Annotated in this window: 14 protein-coding genes; 3 read left to right on the top strand and 11 right to left on the bottom strand. The window is 69.2% G+C overall.

Translation table 11 applies throughout. From position 1 onward, the window contains the following. Window positions 1-244: 244 nt before the first annotated feature. Window positions 245-1,282 (bottom strand): GlxA family transcriptional regulator, encoded by a 1,038-nt coding sequence (locus ACH4K4_RS26545; protein ID WP_398170604.1) that lies wholly within the window; start codon window positions 1,280-1,282, stop codon window positions 245-247. Window positions 1,283-1,391: 109 nt separating this feature from the next. On the opposite strand from ACH4K4_RS26545, the gene ACH4K4_RS26540 reads away from it, so the two are divergent. Further along, complete coding sequence (locus ACH4K4_RS26540) at window positions 1,392-2,330, top strand: alpha/beta hydrolase (protein ID WP_398170603.1); 939 nt, start codon at window positions 1,392-1,394, stop codon at window positions 2,328-2,330. 59 nt (window positions 2,331-2,389) lie between these two features. On the opposite strand, the gene ACH4K4_RS26535 is transcribed toward ACH4K4_RS26540, so the two are convergent. The 9 genes from ACH4K4_RS26535 to ACH4K4_RS26495 form a co-directional block, all read right to left on the bottom strand. Continuing rightward, complete coding sequence (locus ACH4K4_RS26535; protein WP_398170601.1) at window positions 2,390-3,706, bottom strand: ATP-grasp domain-containing protein; 1,317 nt, start codon at window positions 3,704-3,706, stop codon at window positions 2,390-2,392. Continuing rightward, on the bottom strand, window positions 3,706-4,836 hold the full coding sequence (locus ACH4K4_RS26530; protein WP_398170600.1) for a hypothetical protein: 1,131 nt from the start codon (window positions 4,834-4,836) through the stop codon (window positions 3,706-3,708). Before ACH4K4_RS26530 ends, ACH4K4_RS26535 begins: the two co-directional genes overlap by 1 nt. Window positions 4,837-4,922: 86 nt before the next feature. After that, window positions 4,923-7,181, bottom strand: coding sequence for a pyridoxal-phosphate dependent enzyme (locus tag ACH4K4_RS26525; protein WP_398170599.1), 2,259 nt, complete (start codon window positions 7,179-7,181; stop codon window positions 4,923-4,925). A 23-nt stretch (window positions 7,182-7,204) separates the two neighbouring features. Continuing rightward, on the bottom strand, window positions 7,205-8,125 hold the full coding sequence (locus ACH4K4_RS26520; protein ID WP_398170597.1) for a kinase: 921 nt from the start codon (window positions 8,123-8,125) through the stop codon (window positions 7,205-7,207). Continuing rightward, window positions 8,122-9,672 carry an argininosuccinate lyase gene (locus ACH4K4_RS26515; RefSeq protein ID WP_398170596.1) on the bottom strand — a complete coding sequence of 517 codons (1,551 nt, stop codon included), beginning with the start codon at window positions 9,670-9,672 and terminating at the stop codon, window positions 8,122-8,124. The genes ACH4K4_RS26520 and ACH4K4_RS26515 overlap by 4 nt, the downstream gene beginning before the upstream one ends. Window positions 9,673-9,757: 85 nt before the next feature. After that, entirely contained in the window at window positions 9,758-16,288 is a 6,531-nt protein-coding gene (locus tag ACH4K4_RS26510; protein ID WP_398170595.1) for an amino acid adenylation domain-containing protein, read from the bottom strand. A 97-nt stretch (window positions 16,289-16,385) separates the two neighbouring features. Next, window positions 16,386-17,165 (bottom strand): AzlC family ABC transporter permease, encoded by a 780-nt coding sequence (locus ACH4K4_RS26505; protein WP_398170593.1) that lies wholly within the window; start codon window positions 17,163-17,165, stop codon window positions 16,386-16,388. A 33-nt stretch (window positions 17,166-17,198) separates the two neighbouring features. After that, window positions 17,199-17,513, bottom strand: a complete 315-nt coding sequence (locus tag ACH4K4_RS26500) for an AzlD domain-containing protein (protein ID WP_398170591.1) — start codon at window positions 17,511-17,513, stop codon at window positions 17,199-17,201. A gap of 17 nt (window positions 17,514-17,530) precedes the next feature. After that, entirely contained in the window at window positions 17,531-20,641 is a 3,111-nt protein-coding gene (locus tag ACH4K4_RS26495; RefSeq protein ID WP_398170589.1) for an amino acid adenylation domain-containing protein, read from the bottom strand. A gap of 588 nt (window positions 20,642-21,229) precedes the next feature. Here ACH4K4_RS26495 and ACH4K4_RS26490 point away from each other — a divergent pair. Both ACH4K4_RS26490 and ACH4K4_RS26485 read left to right on the top strand, forming a co-directional pair. Then, window positions 21,230-22,024: an NAD(P)H-binding protein gene (locus ACH4K4_RS26490; protein ID WP_398170588.1), complete on the top strand. Its 795-nt coding sequence runs from the start codon at window positions 21,230-21,232 to the stop codon at window positions 22,022-22,024. Window positions 22,025-22,296: 272 nt separating this feature from the next. Next, window positions 22,297-23,328 carry a glycosyltransferase gene (locus tag ACH4K4_RS26485; protein ID WP_398170586.1) on the top strand — a complete coding sequence of 344 codons (1,032 nt, stop codon included), beginning with the start codon at window positions 22,297-22,299 and terminating at the stop codon, window positions 23,326-23,328. A gap of 96 nt (window positions 23,329-23,424) precedes the next feature. Here ACH4K4_RS26485 and ACH4K4_RS26480 read toward each other — a convergent pair whose 3' ends face one another. Further along, window positions 23,425-24,888: an aminopeptidase P family protein gene (locus ACH4K4_RS26480; RefSeq protein ID WP_398170584.1), complete on the bottom strand. Its 1,464-nt coding sequence runs from the start codon at window positions 24,886-24,888 to the stop codon at window positions 23,425-23,427. Between the last annotated feature and the right edge of the window lie 295 nt (window positions 24,889-25,183).

The following is a 25,183-nucleotide window of genomic DNA, read 5'->3' as shown; positions in this document are numbered from 1 at the left end:
CCGGCGAATGGCCACATCCGTCGCAGTCCGACGTGAGGTCTGGTGAGGCTGGACCGTCGGCGGCACGGAACGAGCGGCTACGGCACCCTTCCGGGCGATTGTGCCGCCCGCTTCCGGTCACCCGGAATCCCAAACGGTACAGCGCCGCTCGGGCGCGTTGCGCCGACCGTCAAGCGCCAGCCGATCAGTAGGAGTTCACCGAGAACCGATCGCCGACCGTAACCGGGCCATTGAGTGGCGCGGATCACCCCCGGTCCGTATCGACTTTCACAGGAAAGGAATCAAGTCGGTCCCGACTCTGTGCGGCGGCAGAGGACCGGAACGCCCTCCGGTAGGCGGAAGGGGTGGTGTCGAGGCTGTCCCGCATGTGCTGCCGCAGGTTCGTGCCGCTTCCCAGGCCCGCCCTGGCGGCAATGTCGTCCACGGGCAGTTCTGTCGACTCCAGCAGGTGGCGAGCGTGTTTCAGGCGGGCGGAGGTGAGCCATGCGGCCGGGGAGAGTCCTGTCTCCTGTCTGAACCGCCTGGTGAACGTCCGCACGCTCATGTGGCAGTGCGCCGCGAGGTCCTTGAGGGACAGCCGCCGGTCCGGATGTTCCGTCATCAGCGCGCGTGCCCTGGCTGTCGACGTCCCGGCGTCCTCCCGGACCGGGTGATCGATGTACTGCGCCTGCCCTCCGTCCCGCATGGGCGCTACGACGTTGTAGCGGGCCACTCGGTTCGCCACGGAGCTGCCGTGGTCCTCCCGGACCAGATGCAGGCACAGGTCTATGGCCGCCGCGCCGCCGGCCGAGGTCAGGATGCCGCGATCGGCGACGTACAGCGGGTTGGTGTCGAGGTCGACCGTTGGGAAGAGCCGCCTGAACTGCTGGGCGTAGCGCCAGTGGGTCGCGGCCCGGTACCCCTCCAGCAAGCCGGCACCTGCGAGAACGAACGACCCGGTGCACAGGGACACCAGCCGGGCGCGGCGCCGGCGGACCGCACGCAACGCCTCCGCGACACGGGAGTCCACCGCGCCGTCCTCCAGCACGTCCGGGCAGCGGGTTCCCGCGACGATCACCGTCTCGGCGTGCTCCAGCAGGGACAGGTCGCCTTGGGGTGTGACGCCGTACCCGTTCACCGTCGGTACCGCGGCGCCTTCCGGCGTGACGGTCCGCACCTCGTACGCCGCGCTTCCCGCGCGGGTTTCGACGGCGGCCAGCATCTGGGCCGGGATGCTGAGGTCGAAGGCCACCACCGGTGCGAGGGCGAGAACCGCCACGTGATGAGGAGCCGCAACTGTCATGGCCCAATAGTTGCAGATGGTGGCTCTTGGGCCACTTCTGTGCCACTCATCAAGGGAAGAAACTGAGGTCACTTCCGCAATTCGACTCCCGTAAGGTGGCAAACCACTCATGTCTGTTCCCCCTGTCGATGCCGAGATCCAGACGCTGCTCGACACCGCCGACACCGGCGTCTTCCCCGTATACGGTCTCGATGCCGTCCTCGCCGAGCCCGAGCGGTACGCGCTGTTGCGGCAGCGCCCCGACACGCCCGTCGACGACCGGGTGAAGGTCCGGGACCTGTTCATACCGGGCCCCGGAGGGCAACTGCGGCTGCGCGTCTACCGGCCCGGCGCCCGCGACGACCTGCCGGTGATCCTTTACGTGCACGGCGGTGCCTTCACCTACGGGTCTCCCGAGGCCGAGGAGGAGCGCTCCCTGCGCTACGCCCGGGACGTCGATGCCGTCGTCGTCTCCGTCGACTACCGCCTCGCGCCCGAACATCCTTACCCGGCCGCGGCCGACGACGCCTACGCGGCCCTGACCTGGATCGCCGCCAACGCGGCGCAGGTCGGCGGCGACCCGGAACGTATCGCCGTGGCGGGAGGGAGCGCCGGCGGGAACATCGCGGCCTCCACCGTGCTGCGGGCCCGCGACCTCGGAGGGCCGCACGTGGTCTTCCAGTCGCTGACCTACCCGGGCGTGGACGGCGGCCTGACGAGCGGCTCGGCGCGGGAGTTCACCGATACTCCGGTCCTGAACCGGGGCGCGCTGGAGCTGGCCTGGCGGTACTACGCGGAGGAGAGCCACCCGGCGCCGTACGCCTCCCCGTTCCGAGCCGCCGACCTCGGCGGACTGCCGCCCGCCTACATCGCCGTGGCGGAGGTCGACCCGCTGCGCGACGAAGGCCGCGACTACGCCGCGCGCCTCAGCGCCGCCGGCGTCACCACCGAGCTGGTCCAGGTCCCGGGCGCCGTGCACGGGTTCGACCTGCTGTTCCCGAAGGCCCGGATCAGCGAGCGCAGCCTGACCGACCAGGTGCGCGCCCTGCGCGAAGCCCTCCACTCGTGACGGTGGGGATTTCGTGGCCGGGGCACAGGGCTCGCACGGCGTCGGCCACGGGGCGGAGCTCATGAGAAGCGGACGGTCGCGGCCGCCAAGGCGCGCAGCTCGGCCTCCTGTTCCGCCGAGTCCGCGGTGTAGATGACGTGTCCGAGGCGGCAGCGCAGGTCCCGGGCGGCCGGTATGGCATCACCGGGCCCGAGGTACATGCGCACCTCGGTGACGCTGGGATGGCGCTCCAGAGCGTTCAGGCCCTCGATCCGGCTGAGGGTGGTGAGGCCGGGAGCGGTGAAGAAGTGCACCGCGGCGTACTCCGCCACGGGAAGCGCCCGGGGCCAGGCCGACTCGGGGTCCAGGCCGACGTGCGAGGCGACCATGACGTGACGTAGGGAGATGCCTGTGGCCAGGGTGATCAGTTCGGCGATGCGGTCCCCGGCGAGGCGGGCACCGACCTCGATCAGGACGGGTCCCTCGTTCGTGAGCCGGAGTTCCGCGTGGAAAGGTCCCAGGGCGATGCCCAGACACGTGACGGCGGCCGAGGTGTATTCCTCGATCGCCGACCGGGCATCCGGTCCGAGGTCGGCCCGCACCACATGGCCGAGTTCGACGAAGTACGGTTCGGGGCCCAGCAGTTTGCGGGTGATGGAGACGATGGTGACCCGGCCCTGGTGCACGTACCCCTCGACGGAGTACTCGGGGCCCACGAGGTACTGCTCGACCAGGGCGCGGCCGTCTTCCGGCTGGTCGAAGACGAAGTCGGCGTGGCCGGCCAGGGTACGGTAGGCGGACTCCAGCTGTCCGCTGTCCTCGACGCGGCTGACTTGGATGGACCCGGATCCGGCGGCGGGCTTCAGGACGCAGGGGAAGCCGACGGTCTCGGCGGCGTCGTCGAGGTCGGCCGCGGTGAGCACCTCGGCGTACCGGGGTATGCGGATTCCCGCCTTGGCCAGCATGGCGCGCATCAGGGTCTTGTCCCGGACCGCTTCGGCCGTCTCGATGGGCTGGCCGGCGAGTCCGAGCAGGTGGGCCAGCCGGGCGGCCGCGTCCACGTAGAACTCGGAACCCGAGACCACTCCGCTCAGCGGCGTCCGCGCGTGTACTGCGGCGGCGGTCTCGGCCAGCGCGGCCGGGTCGTTCGTGTCGACGGCGACGAAGAGGTCGATCTCGCCCCGGGCCCCTTCGGGCACCACACGATCGGCTGCGTCATGGGAGAAGACCACGGTTTCCAGGCCGAGGTCGCGGGCCGCGCCGAGCAGGGTGAGCCCGGAGGACATCGGCTCGATCACCAGCAGCCGCTTGCGGGTGGCCGGAGGGGTGTTCGGGTGGGGCATCGGTGTCTCCTTGTGCCCGTGCCGCGGTTCGGTCACGAGCTGCTCAAAGGTCATCAGGCATCTCCCCCTGGGGAGGAGGCGGCCAGCGGTGAGAGGCTGATGCCGGCCAGGACGTACTCGACGGCACCGGTGAGGCTGAGTTCGCGCTGGTCCATGCGGCTCTCGTGCGCGTCGTCGATGTGCGCCTGCCGGTGCCAGAAGGCATAGTGCCACGCGTGGTCGGCCGGGACGACGTGGTGCAGATCGTGGGCCGGGAGGTCCGAGACGAGGACTCCGAACCGGGCGGGTGTCTGGATGAACAGCATCCTTGCCAGCCATCGGGCCCAGAGGAGCACGCTACGGGCGGCCGGGAGCCCGCGGGCGGGCAGCGGCTCCAGGCAGAACCGGGCCCAGCAGCGCGAGACGTAGTCACCGCGGCTGGTCGGGGCTCCGTCGAAAGCCATCCACGGGTGCTCGGAGATGGTCTGGAACAGGGCCGCCCAGTGGAACAGGACCAACCAGGGCACGAGGAAGGCCAGGGTGAACTCGACTCCGTTCATCAGCACGCCCAGCAGCACGAGGGTGGCGACCCAGACGGTGGAGGCGATGCGTCTGGTCCAGGTGGCGGTGATGAAGTTGGTGCGGATCCGGAACGTGATGAACGGCAGGTGCAGCCGGGGCGAGAACGGTGTGCGGTACAGCGTCCGGCGCAACTGCGCCATGGGCGTGCCGGGCCGGAAGCCGAGGTACATCAGGAACCTGGAGTCCGGGTCCTTGACCGTGGTGAAGACCTTGCGGTTGTGGTGGTTGCGGATGTGGTCCTCGAAGATGTCCTCGTAGTTCGAGGTGAGGCTGATGGCGCTGGAGACCACCTGGACCGCTTTGTCGATGTGTTTGTTGCCCGACACTTCCTTGTGGACGGCGTGATGGCTCCACGTGACCTGCAGTTTGCGGATCGCGTTGACCGTTGCCAGCCAGGTGACCGGAAGGACCGCGGCGGCGTACCAGCCCAGGAACCGTACGGCGTAGATACTTCCCAGGACGGCGGCCACCAGTTGGATGAGCGTCAGGAACCAGTTGACCAGGGGCGGTGTGATCCATGCCGGGGCCTTCTGGCCGGGCGCGGCCTTGCCGGCGAAAAGGGTGATCAGCTGTTGGGTCCAGCCCGGGAACCGCTCGACGTACTCCCGTCGCAGTTGTTCCATGGAGGCCGATATGTCGGTGGGCGAAGGGATTTCCTGTGGCACGGGTCTCCTCAAGAATCGATGTGGGTCGGGCCCCGGTCCGGCCGTCATGACTCGCCCACCCGTACGGTCAACTGCCGTACGGCCTCGTGCAGGCTCTTGACCACGCTCGGCGCCATGTCGCCCTCGGCGATGACGTAGCCGAGCCGGTCGTAGGCGTTCTGCGGCACCCGTACCGCCCTGCCTGCTGCCGCGGTGAGCTGTACCCGCTCGATTCCGGGGACGAGCCGGGCCTCGTCCACACCGTCGATCGAGGCGAGGACTCCGTCACGGTCCGCGGCCAGGAACCGGATGCCCGCGGTGGCTTCCCGGACGGCGGCCAGTTGCGGGGCCAGGCCGCACGCCGCACGCAGCTGCTGCTCCAGCAGTTCGACGCCGGTCGCTAGCCGGATCAGCTCGGGGATCATGCCGCCGGCCAGGCGGGGGTTGACTTCCACGATGAGTGGCCCGCGTTCGGACAGCCGTATCTCGGTATGGGTGGGTCCGGCCTTGATGCCCAGCGCGGCGAGCGCGGCAGCGGCGGTCTCGCGCAGCGCAGTCGCGTCCTTCTCGGTGAGCGGGGCCGGGAAGATGTGTTGCTGTTCGACGAAGTGGGGGCCAGGCGAGACCGTCTTGGCGGTGATTCCCATGCAGACGGGCACCCCGTTGTCGGTGAACATCTCGACGCTGAACTCGGGCGCCTCGACGTACTCCTCCAACAAGGCGGTGCGTGCGGTCGGCAGGCCCCGGACGTTGACCTCGACGGACAGCACGCGCTCCACGTGCGCGAGCACTTCCGTTCGCGACCGGCACAGCAGAACGTCGTTGGAGCCTGAGTCGTCGGCGGGCTTGACCACGCAGGGCAGGCCGATCCGGTCGATCGCCTCGGCGGCCTGCGCGGCGGAGCGTACGACGGCGAACCCGGGCTGTCCGACGCCCGCGGCCGCCAACAGCTCGCGGGTCGTCGCCTTGTTGCGGGCGGCTTCCGTGGCCTGCGGGGGATTGCCGGGCAGGCCCAGCCACGCGGCCAGTCTGGAGACCACCGGGACGTAGAAATCGCTGGTCGTGGTGATGCCGGCGATGTGGTTGCGTGGGAACCGTTCGCTGATCACCTCCCGGAGCGCCTTTTCCGTGGACGTGTCGCACACCACGATCTCGCACCCGGTCTCCGGTGCGCCCGCGTACCGTTCGGGAGCGTTGGTCAGCAGGACCGGAACCAGGTCGAGCCGCCGGGCCATTTCGAGGGCCAGGACACCCGTGCCCGAGGTGTTGGCCTCCACGAAGAGGAGGGTGCGCGGCTCTTGGGCCGGGAGACGCTGGGCGGCGTAGGACCAGGTGGCGACCTCCGTGCCGGGGGTGACCTCAGTCGGTTCGGCTGCCACGGGCAGGGCGGTCAGGGAGCGTTCGGCCCAGTAGTCGTCGCTGTAGACGTTGTCGGCGTACCGGTCGCCCCGGTCGGGGAAGATGCCGACGATGCGGGAGCCCGGGGCCGCCCGGCGGGCCACGTCGTGCAGCACCCGGTAGACCGAGCCGGAGGTGTTTCCGGCGAAGATCTGCTGTTCGCGGGCGAGGGCCCGGGTGGCCTCGAACGCCTCGTGGTCGTTGAGCCAGTGGATTTCGTCGATGAGGGAACGGTCCAGGTTCGCCGGGACGAGGCTGTTGCCCAGGCCGCCTTGGAGCCGCTTGGGGTTGTCGGGCTGGCCGAAGACCACGCTGCCGACGCAGTCGACGGCGACCACGCGCAGGTCGGGCAGGGACTGGCGCAGCGCACGCGCCGATCCGGACAGCGAGCCTCCGCTGCCGACCGCGCCGACGAGGATGTCCAGGGAACCGAGGTCGGTGAGGAGTTCGTCGGCCAGGAGGCGGTAGGCGCCCGGGTTGTCGGGGTTGCTGTACTGGCGCGGCCAGAAGGCTCCCGGCAGGTCGCGGATGAGTTCTTCGAGTTTTTCCAGTCGCGCGCTCTGCCAGCCCGCACCCGACATGGCCTCGACCACGTGCACCCGGCAGCCCAGGGCGCGGAGCTTGGCGTGGGTGGTCGGGTCGATCCGGGGGTCGGTGACGATGTGTACGGGGTGGCCCAGGCGGGCGCCGACCAGGGCGACTCCCAGGGCCATCGTGCCCGAGGAGCTTTCGATGACGGGGGCGCCTTCGGCGAGTTCGCCGGTCCTGCGGGCTTCGACGATGGCTTGCCGTGCGACCCGGTCCTTCATCCCGTACAGATTCTGCAGTTCCAGTTTGGCGTAGACCTCGACCGCGTTGGGGAGGTCCATCACGAGTTTGACCAGCGGGGTGTGGCCGATCGCGTCCACGATGCTCTGATAGGGCATGTTCACATCCGTTGTGGAGAGGGTCAGGAAACCGGCTGGCGGCAGGAGTGGTAGAGCGTGGCGGCGCCGGCCAGGCGGGCGGCGCGGGTCCGGGCCTCGGCGGCCTTGCGTGTGTGCTCGGGGTCGGACCGGTCGATCAGCAGCCCGAGTGCGGTGCCGCTGTGCGCGATGGCGACGCCGAGCGCGTCGATGTCGCGGGAGATGGCGATCATCCGCCGCAACAGCCTCTTGGGCCGCAGGCGCTCGTTCATCACGGCGCTGCGGGTCGCCACCTCACCCACCGCTGCCAGGTCGCCGCCGCGCACGGCGTGGGTGATCCGGGCGAGGAGATCCTCGTATTCGAGTCGTTCGGCACGGGAGAAATTCTTGGACTGCCGGTTGAACTCGATGGTGTCGACCACTCCGCCCTCTTCGACCCCGACGATGGTGAGCGGCGGCAAGGTGCCGATGCTTTCCTTCAGCCGTACTTCGCGGTGGTAGTAGGAGACGGTCCCGGGATACATCACGCCGTCGGTCGGTTCGATCCGTCGCAGGAAGTGCTCGACGGTCTCGGGGCCGGCCCGCAGGCCCAGCGCGTCGGCCACCGCGCGGGCCGTGGCAGTCAGGTCGGCGGAGGAACTGGCCAGGCCCTTTCCTTCGGGTAGTTCTCCGCGCAGGTGCAGGTGTCCCCCGCCGGCGCATCCGTATTCCCGCAGCATCAGTTCGGCGAGGCCGCGGGCCCGGTGTTTGTGCGGAGGGAAGACCGAGACGCCGGTGCGCCCGGGGTCGGCGGTGAAGACCGCTGTGGCACCGCGGTCGATCGGGAAAGTGACCAGGAAATCGAGCGCGTTGTGCGCGGTGGCTCCCTGAAGCAACTCGCCGAAGGTTCCTGGAGCGCTGCCGGTGCCGGTCATCGAGGCATCGGTCTGCGGGGTGATCACTCCGGCGCTGTCGGCGAATGTCATACGGCGGTCCCTTGCCCGCCGCTGACGCCGTCGTTCAAGCCGAGCAGCGAGTCGATACGGTCCAGGCCGGCCTGGATGCCGTCCCGGCGTGCGGACCACTCGGTGTGCAGCTCCCGGTATTGCGCACTCTGTTCTTCGAGCAATTCGCGTACCCGGTCCGGGTGGGCCGAGCCCGCAGACTTCTTCTCGTACAATTCGCCGGCGCTTTTGAAGGCGGTGGCGAGCGGGGTCTCATGGTCCGCCAGGGTGATGCCGTGCTCGGCCGCGGCGGTGCGCAGCAGGTCGGGCGATATCCGGTGCGGTGGCAGGCCCGCGGCGTGGGCGGCGAGGATGTACCGCCCGGCGATGACCTGCGCCGTGCGCCACGGCACCGACTCGTGCAGGGTCAGCTGGTTGGCGAGGGTGAAACCGCCGAGGAACTCCTGGTCGACAGCGGCGCGCATGCGGTGCTCGTCGAAGCTCAGATTTTCGACCACCGCGGTGAAGAGCCTCATGGTGGTGTTCAAGGTGGTGAACATCGGCAGCAGATTCGCGCCGGCTTCCTTGGACACCTCCACCATGTTGGTGAATGGCGTGGCCCGCTGGCCGAGGAGCATGTCGAGGTAGTAGGCGCTCAAGTGCGCCGACTTGCCCCGGATTCGTTCGAGGATCGGGTAGTTCTTCTTCTGCGGCATCGCCGAGGAGATCCCGGACAGTTCGTCGGGCAGCGTGATGAATCCGTAGGGGCCGCTGCCCCAGGTCATCACGTCGCTGATGAACCGGCTCAAGGCGGACCCCAGGAGCGAGAGTTCCGCCGCGATCTCCAGCACCCACGCCCGGGAGGCGACGCCTGTGAGGGCGTGCGGCTGGGGTGCGCGGCAGCCGAGGAGCGCGGCCATGGCGTCGCGGTCCCAGGCAAGCTCCTGGCCGGTCATGGCACCGGACCCGAGCGGGCTGAGGTTGATCCCGTCGTGGGTCGTCAGCAGTCGGCGCAGGGTGTGCGCCATCTGCTGGGAGACTGCCGCGAAGTAGTAGCCGGGGGTGATGGTCTGGGCGGCTTGCAGGTGTGTCTGGCCCACCATGGGGAGGTCCGTGGTGAGTGTGGCCAGCCGGTGCGCTGCCTGCCCGAAGGCCAGGATGGATTCGGCTCCTTCGAGGAGGAGTTGGCGGCCGAAGAGGAGCTGGGCGGTCGACTGCATGTCGTTGCGGCTGCGGTCGACGTGCCAGCTGGTGACCGGCTCGCTCAGGCCTCGTTCGACGTGCTGTTCCAGGGCGAAGGCGATGTCGGACATGTTGGCCTGCGGATCGGCCGTGATGCCGTCCTGCGCCGCACCGTGGAGCAGCCGTCCGATCTCCGCGGCCTGGGGGCCGGTGATCAGGCCCATCCGCCGGTATTCGAGGGCAAAGACCTTTTCGACCGTGATGTACCAGGGCAGCAGGTGGGCGGCCTCGTAGCGGAACTGGGGTTCCAGTACCTCCTCGTGCAGGAGGCGGCTGGGCGTGCTACGGATTCTTCCCGTAAGGCGGCCGACCTCTCCGACTGGCGACCGGTCCGGGGAGGGAGTCATTCTCTTGCTCCGGTTTCTCAGGAGAGGGCTCGTTCGGGTGCTCGTGAGGGGGGGCGGCGGCCCGTCAAGGCCGCCGCCCCGGCGTTCAGTTGGTGGTGTGCAGGGCGGTCTTGAGGTCCTGGCGGACCGTCTCGGCCAGGAGTTCGGGCCGGGTGGTGTTGAGGTAGTGGCCGCCGTGGTCGGTGACGACCACACGGCACCGCGGCGCGAACCGCTCCCAGTTCCCGACGCTGGAGTCGTAGGCGGTCATCAGCGAATCGTCGGTGGCGAGAACCACCGTGGCGGGTGCCTGGAGAGTGGCTCGGGCGATGTCCGTGAGCGCCAGGTGGAAGCCGTGCGTGGCCTCGACGGTGTCGTAGCGGAACGACCGCGCGAGGTCCTTGCGTTCGTCCGCGGAGAGCCGGTGCACCTCGTCCAGCCCGGTGTTGTCCGCCAGCCAGTCCATGATCTGCTGCTCGCTCATGTGTACGACCTCGTTGGCGGCGTGGTCGGCGGGGTCCATGGACCTGAGCAGCTTGGCCACGACCAGCAGCCGGCTGACGTCCTGTCCGCGCTGTTCCAGGGCGCGGATGACGTGGAGCGCGAGGGACGCCCCGGCGCAGTGGCCGAGGAGCACCACCCGACGGCCCGCGGCCTCCCTGGCGACCTCGTCGGCCAGCTGTTCCGCCAAGACGTCCACGGCGACCATCGGCCGGTCGTCGCGCAGTGTCCGGCCCGGCAGTTCCGTGCCCATGACGCGCACAGCGGCGCCGGTGTCGGCGAGTTCCCTGGCGAGCGGGACGTAGCTGACGGCGCTGCCGCCCGCGAAGGGGATGCACACGAGCAGCGCGTCGGGGTCCTCCAGCTGTGCTCCGGACGCCGCGGTCAGGTCGACCAGGAGGTCGCGCCGGGCGCCGTCGCGCTGTGCGAAACTCGCCGCGACCAACCGGGCGGTCGGCCTGACCAGCAGGTCCCGCAGCGAAATGCGACCCTGCGAGGTGGCTGCGACCTTCATCGCGGCGATCGAGTGGCCGCCGATTTCGAAGAAGTTGTCCGTGACCCCGATATCCGCCGGCGGCACGTCGAGTACGGAGGCGAACAGGTCGCGTACGAACTCCTCGTCCGGGTTGGCCGGCTGCTCGCGTTCGGCGTCCGCACGGGCACGCAGGGGGTGCGCCGCCAGCGCCTTGCGGTCGGTCTTGCCGTTGGCGTTGAGCGGGAAGGCGTCGAGGCGGACGAGGATCTCCGGATGCATGTAGTCCGGAATGATCTCGGCGAGCTGCCGCTTGAACTCGTCGCGGTCGGGCTCCGCCGTACCGGTGTAGAAGGTCACCAGCCGCTTCTCGCCCGTCACGTCGCGGGCCAGTGTCACGGCGGTCTCCACCCCGGTCAGCCGGTTGACCGCACCGTCCACCTCCGATAGCTCGATGCGGTATCCGCGGATCTTGACCTGGCCGTCCCGGCGGCCCGCGCAGTCGAGCAGCCCGTTGGGCAGCCAGCGGCCGATGTCACCGGTGCGGTAGAGCATGGCGGAGCGGTCGTCGAGGGAGTTGGGGGCGAACGCCGCGGTGGTGCGCTCCTCGTCGTTGACGTAGCCCAGCCCGACACCTGCCCCGGTGACGCAGATCTCCCCGTAGCTGCCGATGGGGCGCGGGCGGCCGTCCCCTCCGACCACGTGCAGGCTGGTGTTGACGATCGGCCTGCCGATCGGCACCCTGACGCCTTCGTGGCCGACGTCCATGAAGTGGTGGGTGACGTCGTCCGAGCACTCGGTGGGGCCGTACGCGTTGATCACCGGGACGGGATAGGTGGCGAACCACCGCTTGGTCAGGGCCGGGGGCAGCGGCTCACCGTTGATGATGTTGAAGCGGAGGGCGGGCAGCGGTACGGGGCGCTGCTCGGCCTCCGTCAGCAGCGCGTCGGTGTAGGAGGGCACCGTTTCGAGAATGGTGATGCGGTCCTGGGCCAGTGCCGCGAGAAAGACGGGCAGGTCGACGACGGTGTCGTGGTCGTAGATGACGGTGCGCCCGCCGGTCAGCCAGGCGACCAGCAGCTGCCAGACAGAGATGTCGAAGCACTGGGTGCTGATGTGCGCGACGCGGTCGTCGGCCGTCAGCTTGAGGTCGACGACCTTGGAGATCAGGTGGTTGAGCATGCCGGAGTGGCGGATGGTGGCGCCCTTCGGGTCTCCGGTCGACCCGGAGGTGAAGATGATGTAGGCGGTGTCGGCCGGCCGCGGTGGGGCCGGCAGCTCGACGGGCGCGTCCGCGGCAGCGCCGCTGCCGGTGCCGCTGTCACGGAGGGTCACCACCGTGAGGTCCGGTACGCGCTCGCGCAGGGCGGCCCCGCACAGCTCCGCGTCCTCCTCCTCGGCCACCAGGTGGCGGGAACCGCTGCGCCGCAGCACGGCCGCGATCCGCTCCACCGGGAAATCACGGTCCTGCGGGAGATAGACCGCGCCGATCTTCAGGAGTGCGAGCATGGTCAGCGACCAGCGGACACCACGGGGCAGCACCGTGGTCACGATGTCCCCGGCCGCGATGCCCGCCGCCAGCAGTTGCGCCGCGCAGCGGTCCGAGGCCAGGTCCAGCGCGGCGTAGTCGAGCCGCTCTGTGCCGTGTTCCAGGGCGACCGCGCCGGGAGTGCGGCGCACCTGCTCGGCGAACAGGTCCAGGAAGGTCGCGTCCGGCAGCGGGTGGTCAGGCCCCTCGGACATCTCCCGCAGCAGGTCGCGCTCCTCGTCGCCGAGCAGTGAGGTGGCGGCCCGGCCCGCCGCGGGATCGGCGACGAGCGCCTCCAGGGCGGCGAGGTAGTAGCCGCCGACCCGCTCCACCTGGTCGATCCCGTAGACGGAGCGGTGGAAGTGCAGGCTCAGCAGCACCTCGTCGCTGACCGCGTCCTGCGAGAACTCGGCGCGGAAGGGGAACTCGCTCTGCACGTTGACGATCGAGCGGATCAGCTCGAAACCGTCCCGGGCGGTGAGGTCCTTGAGCACGTGGAAGTGGGTGAAGTTGAAGACGGTCTCGAAGAGGGTCTCCCGGCTCCGTACGGCCCGCTTGATCTCGGCCATGGGGAACCGGCGGTGCGGCAGCAGGTCCACCTCTGCCTCGTACACGGCGTGCACCAGGTCCTCCCAGCTCTCGCCGAGATCGCGGACCCGGAACGGCAGGCTGTTCAGGAAGAGGCCGGCGATGTCCTGCCCGCCTTCGATCTCCGGCCGCCCGGAGTGCTCATAGCCGGTGACGACGTCCGTGGTGCCCGCCACGAAGGCGAGGACGCCGACATGGGCGGCCAGCAACACGGTCTTGACCGGCACCCGCAGCCGCTGGGCGGTCTCCAGAAGGGAAGCGGACAGCCCCTGGGGGAAGGTCACGTCGTGGATGCCCACGCCCGTGGCCTCCGGGTCGGGTTCGGCGTACGGGGTGATCCGGGTGCTCTCGGAGCCGTCCATGACCCGCAGCCAGTACGCGCGCTGCTCGGGTGAGGCCACGGCGGCCTGTTCCAGTGCCACATACTGCCGGTGGGACATGACCTGCCGGGATCCGCCGTGCGGCTCGTTCCCGTCCAGGATGGCGAAGTAGGCGGAGAAGATGTCCCGGTGGAGAGTGTTGACGCTCCACCCGTCCAGGGCCGCGTCGTGGTAGCTCAGCGAGTACTGGTACTCCTCGTCGCCCAACAGGTGCAGGTGGACGCGTACGAGGTCGGTGCTGCCGTACCGGAAGCCGCCGCGCAGTTCCAGCTCGGCGAACCGGCGCAAGTCCTCCTCTTGTTCCTCGGCCGAGCGGCCTCGCAGGTCGAAGAGCTGCAGAGGGGACGGCGCGCTCTCGTGCACCAGCTGCAACGGCACACTGAAACCGTTGAGGTGGAAGGACGTGCGCAGCAGTGCGTGCCGGTCGACCACCGAGGCCACCGCCCGGCCGAACAGCTCGGTGTCCACCGCGCTGTGGATGCGGTAGCTGAGAATGTCGTGGTACATACCCTCGGTGCCGCCCCGCTGGGCCTCGTAGATGAGGCCGACCTGGAGCTGTGACATCGGGTAGGCGTCGACGATCCCCGGGGGCAGCGAAGCCCGGTCCGCTTCGGTGACCAGCGCGAAGGGCTCGGCGCTCTCGGCGGTGGGGGCGTCCGGCTCCGCCGTGACCCCGACGTGTGCCGCCAGTTCCGCGACGGTGGGGTGGCCGAAGAGGTCCTGGAAGCTGAAGTCCAGGCCGGCGGCCCGGGAGCGGGCCAGCACCGTGATGAACTTGATGGAGTCTCCGCCGAGGGAGAAGAAGTTGTCGTCCACGCCGAGGGATTCCCGGCCGAGGACTTCGGCCCAGATGCCGGCGAGCCGGCGTTCGACCGGAGTCCGCGGTGCCCGGTGGGCGGTGCCCGGGGCGGTGTCCTGGAGGGGTAGCGGAAGGCCGGAGACGTCCCGCTTGCCGTTGTGGTTGGTGGGGATCGCGGGCACTTCGATGATGTGCGCCGGCACCATGTACGAGGGAAGCTCGGCTTCGAGCGCGGCCCGCAGATCCGCCGCGTCGAAGCCGTCGGCGGCCACCACGTAGGCCACGAGCGTGCTGTCGCCGGCTTCGGTGGGCCGGGCGACGACCGCACTCTGGCGGACCGCGGGACTCTGCTGCGCGACGTGCTCGATCTCGCCGAGTTCGATGCGGTATCCGCGGATCTTCACCTGGGTGTCCAGGCGGCCCAGGTATTCCACGGCGCCGTCGGGCAGCCAGCGCGCCAGGTCTCCCGTACGGTAGTGGCGCTCCCCGTCCGCTCCCGTGACGAACCGCTCCTCGGTGAGCTCGGGGGCGTGCAGGTAGCCACGTGCCAGGCCCGTGCCGGAGATGCACAGTTCGCCGGGGGTGCCGATCGGTGCGAGTGCTCCGGACCGCGTGCGCACGCTCAGCCGGATGTTGTGGATCGGGCGGCCGATCGGGACCGGCCGGGTCTCGTCCAGGCCCGCGCAGGGCTGGTGCGTGACGTCGACCGCGGCTTCGGTGGGGCCGTAGAGGTTGACGAGTTCGCAGCCGTCCCCCAGGAGCGCTGCGAACTGCCGGACCTGGTCGACGGCGAGTGCTTCGCCGCTCGCGAAGATCCGGCGTACGCGGCGGATCCTGTCCCGCTCCCCCGCGGCATCGACGAAGCCGAGGAAGGCGTGCAGCATCGACGGGACGAAGTGGAGGGTGGTGGCCCCGCTCTGTTCGATGCGGCGGATGATCTTTTCGGGGTCGCGCTCGTCGCCGTTGGGGAGGGTGGCCACCGCCGCCCCCGCGAGAGTCCACCAGAAGATCTCCCACACGGACACGTCGAAGGTGAACGGCGTCTTGTGGAGGATCACGTCGTCGGCGTGCAGCGGATAGGCGGTCTGCATCCACCACAGGCGGTTCACGATGGCCCGGTGCTCGACCATCACTCCCTTGGGGCGGCCCGTGGACCCCGAGGTGTAGATGACGTACGCGACGTCCGAGGGCCCGGTCACGGGCTCCAGGTCGCCGTCGGGTTGCGTGGCGGTGGCCGGGTCGTCGAGCAGGATGACCTCGCGGTCCGCGGCGACGGCCGCGGTGGCGCCGGTGGCCACGACCGTGCTCGCGCGGCTGTGTTCAAGCAGGTAGGCGATGCGGTTGGGGGGCAGCGTCGGGTCGACCGGCAGATAGGCGCCGCCCGCCTTGAGTACGGCGAAGATGGCCACGAGCAGTTCGGCGGAGCGCGGGACGCACACGGCGACGGGATCGCCGGCGCGCACGCCGGACTCCCGCAGCGTGCGGGCCAGGCGGTTGGCCGCCGCGTTCAGTTCGCCGTAGGTGGTTCCCTCGTCGACGACGGCAACGCGGTCCGGCTCGGCCGCGGCGCGCTCTTCAAGGAAGCTGTGCAGCAGACGCTCTTCGGGGAAGGGGCGGGCGGTGTCGTTGAACTCCTCCAGGGAGACGAGTTCGTCCTCTGCCGGAGTCAGCAGTGAGCCGGTGTCCAGGGCTGGAGCGGCGACCAGGGCGTCGAGGATCCGGGCGTAGACGGTGGCGAGCCGCTGTGCGGTGGCGGCGTTGAAGAGTGCCTCGGCGTAGCCGAGCTCGATCCGGGGCGCCGTGCCGTCGGCGAGGTGGAGATCGAAGAGCAGCGTGCAGCCGGCGGAGCGGGCGTCGTCCTGGGTGAGCCGGCCATCGATCGACAGCATCAGGTCGCTGGGCTTCGCGTCCAGCTGGTCGAGCAGGTAACGGACCGGCACGTCCAGGTTGGCCGACGCGGCCAGGCAGGCGGCGCGCATCGCGGTCAGCAGTTCGCGGGCCGGCTCCTGGCCGCCGACCTCGACGCTCACCGGAACAGCCCGGTTCTGGTCCTGGCTTCGGTCCTGGTCCTGGTCGGCGGGCACGAAAACCGTGACCTCGGGCAGGTCGGTGCTGCGGACGGCCAGCAATGCGAGGGCGGTCGCGCCGATGACGGTACGCAGGAAGCCGTCGCCCCCGGCGATGCGGTCGATGCGCTGCGCGATGCCGGCGTCGAGGGGAACGGTGACGTGGCCGGTGGAGGTGCTCTGGTGGCGGGCGTGGTCGCGTATGAGCACGGTGGGCTCGCTCCACGCGCTCTGTTGGGCGTCCCAGAAGGAAGCCTGGTCGGGGTGGGCGGCGCGGGCCTGCTGCAGGTGAAAGATACTCATCTCGGAGTTCCGGTCTTTCGGCAAAAGGGCATGGCGAAGCTGCCCGTCGGCTGCGGATGGGAGGGTGGGCGGCTCGGTGGTGTGCCGAGTGGTGGGCTCAGGCGGAGGTGGTAGTGCTGTCCGCCTGCTGTTCGTTTTCTGGCGGCGGGGAGTTGGGAGGCTTGGCGGTGGGGACGTTCGCCTTGCTCTCCCAGAAGGCGGCGAGCGAGGTGCCGACGAGGGTGGCGATGAACAACCCGCTCTGGTAGGGCAAATGGCTCAACAGGAGACCGCCGGCCCCGGTGACGAGCCCGATGGCCACGGCTCGCTTGGTGGTGAAGGAGGAAACGACCAGCCCGATGTAGGAGGCGTAGACGGCGAAGTCGAGTCCCCAGGAACTCAGGTCGGCGAGTGTCTGGCCGAAGAGCCAACCGCCGAGCGTGCTGAGATTCCATGCGACATAGATGACGATCGCGTTGCTCAGCACGTACCAGCGGCGGTTGTCCACGGCCGGCGCGGGGGCGCTGAAACGCTTGGCCGCGAGGGCGTAGACGGCATCGGTCATGCCGAAGGCGATCGCGGCACGCCAGACGAAGGGCATGGGCCGTACGTGGGGAGCGAGGGCGGCGGAGTAGAAGACGTGCCGCAAGTTGACCAGCAGGACGGTCATGACCGTCAGCGGCCACATCGCCCCTGCCGTGATCATTCCCAGGCCGATCATCTGGGCGGATCCCGAGTTGACCAGCACGCTCATCAGCATGGTGTTCGTCAGGTCCAGGTGCTGCGCCTCGGCCAGCGCACCGAACAGCAGACCGAACGGTATCGCGCCGATGATGACGGGGACGGCGGCCAGGGCGCCCTGCGCTGCCTCCCCTCCACGACTGTCGCGGAGGAACATCAATTCAACCTCGTTCCCGGGGGAAAGAACCGCTCAGAGCGCAAACTTGGTGACCATGAAGCCGGCCATGGCGACCGCGAACACCAGGAAGAAAGCATCCTTCTTGAACGCTCCGACCCCGAACCCGCACGCGGCTCCGACCAGGTAGGGCGCGACGGCCTGCACATCGCCGCCCTCGGCCGGCAGCAGGATGGACGGCACGATGATCGCCATCAGTACCGCAGGCATGACATAGGGCAGCGTGCTGCGGATACGGGTGGGCAGGTGCTCGGGACCGATCGGCCCGAAGAGGGCGTAGCGGACCGCGAACGTCACCGCTCCGCACAGAAGGATGGTCAGGGGGATCATCGGTGTCTCGCCTCGGGTCAGAAGGTGAACTCAGCGGCCTGGCGAGGTTCCCCGGACCGTTCGACGGGCTTCGGCAGGATCGGGGTCTCCGGGGCGAGCGCCAGTTCGCGGAGAATCTCCGCGACTCGGCCCAGGAGGAAGGCGGCGGAGGAGCGCTCGAACAATACCGTCGAGTACTCCAGCTCCAGCGTGAAGCGGTCCGGTTTCTGCCACACCTGCAGGTTGAGGTCGAAACGACACGTGCCCGGATGCCGCATGGCCAGCGTCGCGTGCCGTCCGTGCTTGCGGAAACTGTGCAATTCCACGTTCTGCAGGGCGAAGAAGGTGTCGAACAGCGCGTTGCGGCTCAGGTCCCGGGGCAGCCCGAGCCGTTCGACGAGTTGGCTGAACGGGTATTCCTGGTGGTCCAGCGCCGCACTGTGCTCCTGGCCCAGGTGCCGCAGCAGATCGCCGAGTCCGGCCCCTTCCGGAAACCGAGCCCGTAGAACCACGGTGTTGACGAACATCCCCACCACGGCTTCGAGGTCGGGGTGGGGCCGGCCGCCCATGGGGCTGCCCACCGCGATGTCCCGCTGTCCGGAAAGCCGGGCCAGGGCGGCCGTCCAGGCGGTCAGCAGGACGGTAAAGGGCGTCAGGGACTCCCGCGCGGCCACGGCCCAGACATCGCCGGTCTCCTGAGGGCCCAGCTCCCTCACCAGTACATCGCCCTGTGTGGAGCGCAGAGGGGGGCGCAGCCGGTCCGTCGGCAGGTTCAGGGTCGGTACGGGCTCGGCGAAATGTGCCAGCCAGTACCGCTCGGCCCGGTCCAATGCCGGTCCGGAGAGCCGTGCCTCCGCCCACTCGGCGGCGGCGGCGTAGTCCACCGCCGGGGCGTCGGGTAAGAAGCCCGCGTACAGGTCGAACAGCTCGTCGATGAGGATGCGCAGCGACACGCCGTCGAAAACGATGTGGTGGACGTCCAGGTTGAGGACGTCCCCACCCGTGGGATGCCGTTCGAGCACGGCCCGGATCAGGGGCGGCTCACCGAGGTCGAAGGGCTTGATCCAGTCGGTGGCAGTGCCGTTCACCACGGTCAGTTCGACCGGGGCGCTCGCGTCCACCTGCCGCCGGACGCCGTCGTGGGTGGTTGTGAAGCGGGTGCGCAGGGCGTCGTGGCGGTCGATCAGGCGGGCGAGGGCAGTGCGCAGCCGGTCCGGGTCGAGCGGGCCGCCGGCCTGCACGGTGAACGGGATGTTGTAGGCCAGGCTCTTGGGGGCCGACTGCCACAGCGCGTAGAGCGCCCGCTGCTGCGGATGCGGTACACCACTTCCGGTGGCCGCGGGGACGGGAAGCAGTCGGGTCGTGGCGGCGCGGGATGCCGCTCGTGCCATGGCGCCAAGCGTCCGGGCCGCGAAGAGGTCGCTGAAGCTCAGCTCGGCTCCGGTTTCCCTGGCGAGCCGGCCGATGAGGACGCCCGTGGTGAGGGAGGTGCCGCCCAGCTCGAAGAAGTCGTCGTCCAGGCCGATCGTGTCTGCGTCCAGGCCCAGTACGTCGGCCCACTGACGGGCGAGCAGCTGCTCAAGAGGTGCCTCGGGTGGCGCGCCGGTGCCGCGCCGGATGGGTGGTGGGGGCAGCTGAGCCCGGTCCACCTTGCCGTTGGAGTTGAGTGGCAGGCGCTCCACCGGTATCAGGTGGGCGGGGCACATGTAGGAGGGGAGCCGCTTGCGCAGGCGGGTGAGGATGTCCTGTGCGCTGTGTCCCGCGTTCAGGACCACATGGCTGACCAGTTGTCCGCCGCCGGTGTCCCGCCGGGCCACGTGAGTGTGGCTGTCGGTCAGTCCGTCGATCTCCAGCAGGGCATTGTCGATGTCGCCCAGTTCGATCCGGTGTCCGCGGATCTTGACCTGGTTGTCCGTGCGGCCGTGGAAGGAGAGGACGCCGTCCGGATCGCTGCTGACGAGGTCCCCGGTCCGGTAGTGCCGTACGCCGTTCACCAGCACGAACTTCTCGGCCGTCAGCTCGGGGTTGTTCAGGTAGCCGCGCGCCAGGCCCGCGCCTGCCGCGTACAGCTCCCCGATCTCCCCGACGGGCACGGGTGCGCGGTCGGCGTCGAGGACCGCGACGGTGGTCCCGCGGATCGGACGCCCGATCGGGATGGCTGTCTCGTAGGGCCGCTCGATGCGGAAGGTGGTGGTGAAGGTGGTGTTCTCGGTGGGACCGTAGCCGTTCAGCACGCTCAGCCCCGGGCACGCGGCGCGGACGAGGTTGACGTGGCGGCAGGACAGTACGTCGCCGCCGATCACGAGGGTCCGCAGACCGGAGAAGAGGGAGACGTCCTCGTCGACCAGCTGGTTGAACAGCGGGGAGGTGAGCCAGAGCACGGTGATGTCCGCGCTGTGCAGTGCCTGTTTCAGGAGCGCGGGGGTCAGCAGCGTTTCCTGCTCGACGATGTGCAGGGTGGCTCCGTTGAGCAGCGCTCCCCAGATTTCGAATGTGGCCGCGTCGAACTCCAGGGCGCCGGTCTGGAGAATGCGGTCGTCGCTGGAGAGGGACAGGTAGTCCGCGTCGCGGACGAGCCGCGCCACACCGGCGTGTTCGATCATGACGCCCTTGGGGCGGCCGGTACTGCCGGAGGTGTACATCACATAGGCAAGGCGGGAGCCGGCGGCGGCTGTTCGCTGCTGCGGTTCGGGGACAATTGACAGACTGTCCTCAAGCGGCAGGGCCGCTCCATCGGGCAAAAGCGACCCGAGTTCGCACACCCGGGTGCCGTCCGGGGCGAAGTCCGTTAAGAGAGCGGCAAGTCCGTCACCGCACAGCACGAGGGGGGCATGGGAGTCGTCAAGTATCTGCTCGATGCGTTCCCTCGGGTAGGAGGGGCGCACCGGGACGTAAGCGGCTCCGGCCAGCACCGTTCCCAGCATGGCCACCACGGCGTCGGCCGAGCGCTCGAAGGCTAAGCCGACGAGGGTTTCCTCGCGGACGCCGGACGCAGTGAGGCTTCGGGCCAACGCGGCGGCTCGGGCGTGCAGTTCGCGGTAGGTGAGGACGCGTACGCCTTGGACGAGTGCGGGCGAATCCGGTGTCCGCCGCACCTGGGCGGTGAACAGTTCGTCAAGCCGGATATCGGAGAGCGCGTTGGTCGGCATGATCGTCGGGTTCCTTACCCCTGGACGCAACGGGGTGCGGAGAAGACGATTTCTCCCAGCGGAGAAAACTGTGCGGTGTCCTGCTGATTCACGTAAACCATCCCCCTGATAGGCCGGGGAAGAGGTCGTGCGTGCACTGGAGGGCGCAAAAAATCAACACCCTCGAGAATTCTTCCCCCGGTTTTTGTGATCCGCAGAACGGACTTCGTCTGGCGGACGAGCATTGACGTTAACCCATACCCGGGGGTCGTTCCAGACAGCGCACAGTGAGGAAGCTCACACCTAACATGTCCGATATACATGTCTAAGTGGCAGCAGGAGGGAACCCTTGGTTCCGCCTCCTCGTCGCCAAGAGCGAACGCACGCGGACCGGTCATCTAGGGCAATTCACCCCGCAGCAAAGCTGCCCCTCCGGGCACGTGCCCTGCCCCCGCGCACTGCCGAATGGAAGTCGGCCCGCGAGCAATACCGGAATTTGGCGGCGCCGGGCAGGAGCCGATGGCGCGATTCTCCGTGGCCTTTCCCGCGGTCGGGGCCGGTGCCGCACAATCAGCGGCTTATCACGTAGGGACCGCCTAGGCTGAGGGCATGATCCTGGTGACGGGCGGGACGGGTCGGGTCGGGCGGCGGCTGGTACGGAAGCTGCGAGAGGGCGGGCATCCGGTGCGGCCCGCGTCCCGTACCGGTGAGGTGCGGTTCGACTGGGAGCAGCCGGGCACGTGGGACGCCGTGCTGCGCGGGGCGACGAAGGCCTTCGTGATGGCGCCGAACAGGATCCCCGATCCTGCCTTCGTCCAGCGTGCGGTCACGCTCGGGGTCGAGCACATCGTGCTGCTGTCGAGCAGGGGCATCGATGCGGTGGGTGACGAGCGGCTGATGGCTGCCGAGCGGGCCGTCGAGGCGTCCGGGGCGGCCTGGACGGTCTTGCGGCCGGACTCGTTCAACCAGAACTTCGACGAGGGCTTCTTCCGTCAGGCCGTCGTGGCCGGCGAACTGGTGATGCCGTTCGGCGACCTGAAGCAGGCGTTCGTCGATGCCGACGACATCGCCGCGGTCGCGGCGGCCACGCTGACCACCGCCGGCCACGCCGGCCGCCGCTACGAGGTGACCGGGCCACGCTCTCTGTCCTACGCCGAAGCGCTCGACATCATCGCAGGCCACGTCGGGTATCCGGTGCGGTACCGGGGCACCGAGGAGGACTACTTCGCCGCTCAGGAGGCCCTCGGAAAGACGCGTGCGCAGACCGGACCCGCGGTGGCGGCGTTGCGCGCGATCAGGGCCGCAGGCGATCGCGCGCCGACCGACACGGTCGAGCGGGTGACCGGAAGGAAGCCCCGGACCTTCGAGGACTTCGCCGCCAACGCCGGCTGGGACGCGTCGTAGGCGGAGATCCGCCCGGCGTTCCCCTACCGAAGAAGAATCGGTAAGCGAGAATTACGTAATGCGCTACGTAGATCACAAGTGAACGGCGCAAGGGGCTGTGCCGCGACGTAACGTCGGCGATGGAAGAACCATTGGTATCCCTTGGAGCCTCCTCCGTGCCCTTACGCATAGCAATCACTGCTGAGCCGATACCGTCACACGTTTCCGCACTCGATTACGTCATCGGACCGGCCCTTGAGCAGGGCCATGATGTCGCACTCTACGCTCCCCTCATGTTCCGCCGGGAAGCCCGACGGCGGAAAGTGGATTTCCATAGGGCAGGAACAGGCTGGACCTGTGTTCCCGCCGTTGAGCAGACGGCAAGCACGATCTGGAAGGGGTTCGGAAACGACCTGTTCAACCAGTTCGTCTTCGGTCAGCTCTGGCCGGATCAGGCCGAGGTGAAGGCCCGTGATCTGATCACCGCGTGGACGCGGACGCAGCCCGATCTGGTGATCGCCGAATGCAGTGATCTCGGCGCGCACCTCGCGGCAAAAGTCCTGCGGCTGCCCGTGCTCGCGGCGGACAACGGCCTCGGCCCGGTACTCCTGGATCTGTGGGACACCGACATCGCGCCCGCGCTGACACCCCTCTACAAGCAATACGAGCAGGACGCCCCTCTCCTTCCCGAGATGCTCACCCCCGCGCCGGCCCACTGGTTCTACGCAACGCCCCCACCCTGCGCACACGAGGTCCGACGTACCGTCGCGGAAAACCGGGCAGCCCTCCCCGAGTGGCTGGACCGCTCCCCCTCCACCCGCCCCCTTGTCTACGCAGGCCTCGGCACCCTGACCACCGCGATGCCGGGGCTCCGCACCGTCGTCGTGGACGTTTACCAGGAGATTGTGGCCGCACTCTCCGCAATCGACTGCGACGCGATCGTCTCCGCGGGTTTCCTCGCGGAGCACCTGCAAAGCACGAACCCCCGCATCCGCATCACCAAGCATGTCCCGCAGCCCGCACTCCTGCGTCGTGCCGATCTGTTCGTGACGCACGGAGGCCGGGCATCCCTGCTCGACTCGGTGCAGGGCGCAACCCCCGTCCTGGGCATGGGCATTCTCGCCGACCAACCCGCCAACACCGCCGCATTCGCACAGCACGGTCTCGGCCGGGCAATGGAACTCACCGCGACACGCGACGAGATCGCCGACGCCATGACGGACGTCCTCGGCAATTCCCGCTACGCCGACGCCATGGCCGCCGCCAGGACCGAGCTGTCACAACTGCCACCGATCAACTTCTCGCAATTGCGGGACAGTTTGTGATGCCCATCCTTACGAGGGCCCATGCCACGGTGCACTCCCCGCTATGTGCCGACGGCCGGCCGCGTCCCGGGGCGCGGCCGGCCGTCGGCACCGCGGTCAGCTCCGCAGCCGCGCCATCCAGGCCTCCACCTCGTCCGCGGCCCGGGGAAGGCCGGCCGAGAGGTTCTCGTGGCCCGCTTCGGTGACCAGGATGTCGTCCTCGATCCGGATGCCGATGCCGCGGAACTCCTCGGGAACGGTCAGGTCGTCCGACTGGAAGTACAGGCCCGGCTCGACGGTGAGCACCATGCCCGCTTCCAGCGTGCCGTCCACGTACAGTTCGGTGCGGGCCTTGGCACAGTCGTGGACGTCCAGGCCGAGCATGTGACCGGTGCCCGTCAAAGTCCAGCGGCGGTGCAGCCCCAGCTCGTACGCCTCGTCCACCGAGCGGTCGCCGAACAGGCCCCAGGCGGCCAGGTGACCGGCCAGCACCCGCTGGGCGGCGTGGTGGAAGTCCCGGTACGCGGCACCGGGCTTGACCGCGGCGATGCCGGCCGACTGCGCCTCGTAGACGGCGTCGTACACCTTGCGCTGGATCGACGTGAAGCGGCCGTCGACCGGCAGAGTACGGGTGACGTCGGCGGTGTAAAGGTTGCGGCTCTCCACTCCGGCGTCGAGCAGCAGCAGGTCACCCGGGCGGGCCTCGCCGTCGTTGCGGACCCAGTGCAACGTCGTGGAGTGCGGCCCCGCCGCGCAGACGGACGCGTAGCCGACGTCGTTGCCCTCGGTCCGCGCACGCATGAAGAACGTGCCCTCGATGGCCCGCTCCGGGGTCGGGGTGTCGGTGCCGAGGACGCGTACGACGTCCTCGAAGCCACGGACGGTGGCCTGGCAGGCGCGGCGCAGGTCGGCTATCTCGAACTCGTCCTTGACCAGGCGCATTCCGGAGAGCGCGGCGCGGAACTCGATGTCGCGCTCGGCGGTCACCTTGTCGCTCAGGGCGGCGTCGACATGGGCGTCGTAGCCGCGCAGCAGGCGGATCGGCCCGGTGGCCGCGGCGAGCCGCTCGGTCAGCGTGCGGACGTCGCGGCAGGGCAGGCCGAGGAGCTGCTCGTTCTCGCCGAGGCTGTTGCGGCGGCCGTCCCACAGCTCTCCGTGGTAGTCGAGCCAGAATTCGCCGGACTCGCGGTCGGAGCGGGGCAGCAGGTAGGCGGCGGCCTCGTGTGCGCCGTCCTGGCCGGGCCCCAGGACCAGTACGGCGTCCTGGGACTGGTCACCTGTCAGGTAGACGTAGTCGGAGGAGGGGCGGAAGGGGTAGGCGGTGTCGTTGGCGCGGACCTTCGGGTTGCCTGCGGGGATCACCAGTAGCTCACCGGGGAACCGTGCGGCAAGCGCCGCCCGGCGGCGCGCGGTGTGCACTGTCTGTGCGATGGGTTTGAGGTCGCGCCGCTCGGTGTCCGCCCAGCCCTGCTTCATGTTCTCGGCGAGTTCGGTGCTCACGCCCCCGTACAGGCCGTTCTTCCGCGTCCGGTTCTCGTCTGTCTCTTCCGTCACCGCAGCCTCCTGAAGTGAATCGCTCACGAACGTGCCTCATGAATCGCAGACAGCCGGTTTCCGAGGGAGCGGCCGACTGGGAAGCATCTCAAGGGAGCCGCGCCGTTCCGGCAACCACCCTTCAGGGCAATCGCCTTGAACCGCACCCGTACGTCCCGTACGTGCCGGACGTCGCTTGGCGGGGCCCCTCATGCAAGGCGACATGCCTTCTTGCCGCGAACGGCACTCTCGCAGACCCCCATCACTCTTACGTCATACAGATGCATGAAAGATCGCGGATGCTTTTGTGTCATCTGTCGATGGGGGGAGCGCTGCGGCCCGG

Source organism: Streptomyces sp. NPDC017529, assembly GCF_044329785.1.
Classification (GTDB): Bacteria; Actinomycetota; Actinomycetes; order Streptomycetales; family Streptomycetaceae; genus Streptomyces.
This window is presented reverse-complemented; position numbering and strand designations above follow the sequence as displayed.